Origin of the sequence: Mesorhizobium sp. M7A.F.Ca.US.005.03.2.1, from assembly GCF_003997795.1 — a bacterium.
GTDB lineage: Bacteria > Pseudomonadota > Alphaproteobacteria > Rhizobiales > Rhizobiaceae > Mesorhizobium > Mesorhizobium ciceri.
Map to the genome: position 1 here is coordinate 1 of NZ_RZRP01000566.1, position 4,186 is coordinate 4,186.

The following is a 4,186-nucleotide window of genomic DNA, read 5'->3' on the forward strand; positions in this document are numbered from 1 at the left end:
CACCTACAGCGTCGATCAATCCGGCTATCTCTCCTTCCCGCTTGTCGGCGCCAAGACGATAGGGCTGATCGAGCACCTCATGGAAGGCGGCCGGCGTCGGCCGGTAGCTGGAACAGCCAGCCAGCATCGATACGGCAAGCAGCGCGCGAAACAGGGAAGCAGTGCTTTTCATGACCGGACAAGTACCTTCGACTGGGCCGCTGCGGCGTCGCAGCAAACATCAGGGATCGAGGCCGGTTATCATCCTGTTAGGGTTAATGGCGGGTAAAGGGAGCGGCCGACACGTGGCGCATCGGCAAGAGTTTTTGCGATTTCTGGCGGTTTTGTTTGTCGCCCGCCAGTAAACCCTAACGAAAACTTACCGCGATCTTAACGGCTGAGTTACCATAGTTGTTTACGGTGCGTGCTGACCCAGTATCGGAGTAGGGATGCATGTCCGTTCAGTCCGCGGCCGCAGATGTCGATGTCGATCTCAGGCAGCTCTTCGCCAGCCTGGCGAGGAATTGGCTGCGTATAGGCCTCGTCGTCCTGTTGGCGACCGGGCTGGCCTTTGCTTTCGCCTCGCTGGCAACCCGGCACTACAAGGCCGAGACGCAGGTGGAGATCGCGCCGCGCGAATCCATCTACACGCGGCCGGCCAGCAATAACAACGACACCGACAAGCCTATTCTCGACGAGCAGGGCGTCGCCACCCAGGTCCAGATCATTTCCTCCAACGAAATCCTCAAGCAGGTCTCGCAAAAGCTTGGGCTGGAAAAACTGCCCGAGTTCAATGAAGCGCTCGACATGTCGGCGCTGAGCCGCGCTCTGGTCCTGGTCGGGCTGAAAAGCGACCCGATGGAAATTCCGACGGAAGAGCGCGTGCTCAAGAAAATGCACGAGAAGCTCAACGTCTACGGCGTCGAGAAGACCCGCATCATTGCCATCGAGTTCTCATCGGAAGATCCCAAGCTCGCGGCCGCCATACCGGACGCCATCGCTGCCGCCTATATAGCGGGGCAAGGGGCGGCCAAGCTCGAATCGAACAGCGCCGCGGCAGACTTCCTGGCGCCCGAGATCGCCGACCTGCAGCGGCAGGTCAAGGATGCGGAGGCGAAGGTCGCCGCCTATCGCGCCCAGTCCGATCTTCTGATGGGTGGCAACAATTCGGTGCTGGCCACCCAGCAGCTTTCGGAACTGTCGAGCGAACTGTCGAAAGTGCGCGCCAACCGCGCTGCGGCCGAAGCGACCGCCGACGGTGTGCGCAGGGCGCTGCAGAATGGCGGTTCGCTGGACGCCGTGCCGGAGGTTCTGTCATCGGACCTGATCCAGCGCTTGCGTGAGCGACAGGTCGAATTGCGCTCCAACATCGCCGATCTGTCGACGACGCTGCTTGGAAATCATCCGCGCATTCGCGCGCTGAAATCGCAACTGTCCGATCTCGACGCGCAGATCCGCAGCGAGGCCCAGAAGATCATGAAAGGCCTGTTGATGCAGGCCGAGACGGCAAAGGCCCGCGAGAACCAGCTCGTCGCCGACGTCAACACATTGAAAGCCGCTTCGGCGCAGGCCGGCGAACAACAGGTCGACCTCGACGCACTGCAGCGCGACGCGACCGCCAAGCGACAGCAGCTCGAACTCTACCTGACCAACTACCGCGAAGCCGCTTCGCGCCAGGACCGCAACTATCTGCCGGTCGACGCCCGGATCGCCTCGAAGGCGTCGGTTCCCTCCGAGGCCTATTTTCCGAAGGTGGGGCCCATCGTCGGCGCGGCTTTCGCCGCATCGCTGCTGATCATGGCCATCGTGACGCTTCTGCGGGAGCTGTTCTCAGGCCGCGCGATGCGGCCGGCGAGCGGTTCCCGTTTCGAACGGATCGATGAGGTGGCGATGCCCCATGTGGCGCAGACGCCGGCCGCCAAGCCATTTTTCCGCCCCGAGACTGCCGTCTTCCAGGAAGCCGTCATTCACCAGGAACTGCCTGAACCTGCGCATGAAGCCGATGCGGAGCCTTTTGCCGCTGCGATGCCGGCCATGGCCGAGGCGCCGGATGTGGTCGCAATGCCCGCTACGGCGGCGACAGAGCAAACGGTTGTCGAGCCCGAACCGGCGCGTTCCACCCTGGGCGAGATCGATATCGAAAGGGCTGCCGAAAAGCTGATCGCCAGCGGTGCGGCGCGCGCCATATTCGTCTCGCCGGAAGGCGACGAGGCGGCTGCATCGGCGATCCTGGTGGCGCGCGAAGTCGCCGACGCCGGGCTGCGCGTGCTGTTGCTGGACCTCACCGCGTCGGGGGCCGCCTCGCGGCCGATGCTGGACAGCGGACTTTTTCCCGGCATCACCAACCTGCTCGCTTCGGAAGCGCAGTTCAGTGACGTCATCCATGCCGATCTCTACTCGGACTGTCACGTCATTCCGGTCGGAACCGCCGATCCGGTCCGCGCCATGCGCGCCGCCGACCGGCTGCCGATCATCATGCAATCGCTGACAACGGCTTATGATCTGGTCGTGGTCGAATGCGGACCAGCCGACGCGCAGGGCATCGGCCGTCTGACCGGCGACGCCACCGAGGTTTTTCTCTCCATGCTGGAGGCCGACGACGAGGTGACGCAAGCTGCCGTCAAACTGATCGAGAACGGCTATCCCGACCTGACGCTGGTGACGCCGCTCGGCCACGAACCGCCCGGCAATCCGGTGCCGGGACGGCGCACTGCCGCCGCCTGAGAGAGCCGCGGATCGCCTGGCGGAGCCGTTCAGCGGTTCGCCCGATCTAGCCCAGTTCCAGGGTCGTTACGCCGAACACCCTTTGCAGGTCCAGTTCCGGGGCAGGCCCCTTGTACATGCGCGTGGTGGTGAAGGTCGGCGCAAAGCCGGCCGCATCGAGCGCAGTTATGAAACCGGTGTTATCGGCGGGGACGTCGATATGCAGCTCGCCGCCCTCACAGGCACCGGCCAGTCCCTCCAGGAGTTGCAAAGCGATTTCCATGTCGTCGGCAAACAGCGGGCCGATCTTGAAGCCGGATCGACACCGGCGCGCCACGCCAAAGCCGGTCACGCCGCGCGAACCGATTGCCGCCAACCCATGATGCGGTTCCTGCAGCCATCGCTGCAGGAAGGCCCGCCGCGGCGCCGGAAAACAATGGGCGTCATAGGCGACGACATCGGATAGGAGTTGCGTTGTAATCGTCCGCAACCCATCGGCCCTGGCCGTCGGGCCTGCCTTGCGCCCGGTGAAGCGGATGGTCTCGTAGGCCGGCGCGAAGCCCTTGCGCCGGTAATTGGCCTGCTGCTCGGCGACGCCGTCAAGGCCGACGGTCCGGCCTGCAAGCCTTTTCATGCCGGCGTCCCACACCGTCTTGCCGTAGCCCATGCCGCGCATGTCAGGCCGGGAGATGTAGAGGCCGATGAAGCCGAATTCGCTGCCATAGGCCACGGCCGAAATTGCCGCGACCATGTCGTCGCCGACAAAGGCGCCGATGAAGCCTTCGGGGTCCGCCGCCTGGAGCATCGCCGGGTCTTCAAGACCTGGGTTCCAGCCTTCCGCGGCCGCCCAGTCGACGAGAAGCGCCAGTTCCTGCAGGGACAGTGTGCGGATGATCGGCGTCATTGCGTTAGCTATCTTCTTCCGAGGGCGCCGCCTGGCCGGCGGCTTTGCGGCGCAGTACCTTGGTCAGCTTCCAGATCGTCGGGCTGTTCTTGACGAAGGCTTTCAGCCGCGCGCCTTGCCGAAGCGTCAGCGCCAGCATGCGGCCCTTCACGGTCAAGGGGACCAGCACTTCGAAATGCCGCGTTTCGATATCGCACCACAGCCGCTTGTAAGGCTCATCTCCTACCGAAAAGTCATAGACCTCGAAACCGGTCTCGCAGGCTTCCTGGATGTTGTCGAAGAACAGGAAGTCGCCGGGGCTGGCGTGCCCGAGATCGTCCTCGGCGATCGCTCCGAATTCGCAGATCAGGCGTTTGCCCGAGCGGCTTGAACCGGTAATGGCGCGCAGCTTGCCGGCAACCTCGAGCCCGTGCAGCACGAAGGAAGGCTTGTCCTCGCTAAGTGCTTGCGAAAACAGCGCGCGGAAGAAGCCGCGCACCTGCGCGTCGCCGAAGACGTTGGCGATGCCCATCTTGCGGAAGCGGAGTTCCTTCATCTCGAAGAAGGCGTCGAGCAGCCTGTCGACCTCGTCCGGGGTGCCGGCCTCGATGCGCCGGTGGC

General features: G+C 63.9%; 3 protein-coding genes. 1 reads left to right on the forward strand and 2 read right to left on the reverse strand.

From position 1 onward, the window contains the following. The first annotated feature begins 432 nt into the window (after positions 1-432). Entirely contained in the window at positions 433-2,703 is a 2,271-nt protein-coding gene (locus tag EN991_RS25705) for an exopolysaccharide transport family protein (protein WP_127369814.1), read from the forward strand. 46 nt (positions 2,704-2,749) lie between these two features. On the opposite strand, the gene EN991_RS25710 is transcribed toward EN991_RS25705, so the two are convergent. Continuing rightward, positions 2,750-3,586, reverse strand: coding sequence for a GNAT family N-acetyltransferase (locus tag EN991_RS25710; RefSeq protein ID WP_027162411.1), 837 nt, complete (start codon positions 3,584-3,586; stop codon positions 2,750-2,752). Positions 3,587-3,590: 4 nt separating this feature from the next. Next, positions 3,591-4,186, reverse strand: a 596-nt coding sequence (locus EN991_RS25715; protein ID WP_127369815.1) for a GNAT family N-acetyltransferase, incomplete at its 5' end; no start/stop codon positions are given.

Excerpts from the sequence above, each read along its gene's own strand:
- EN991_RS25710 (WP_027162411.1), bottom strand. The coding sequence starts at position 3,586 with ATGACGCCGATCATCCGCACACTGTCCCTGCAGGAACTGGCGCTTCTC.
- EN991_RS25705 (WP_127369814.1), top strand. The coding sequence starts at position 433 with ATGTCCGTTCAGTCCGCGGCCGCAGATGTCGATGTCGATCTCAGGCAG.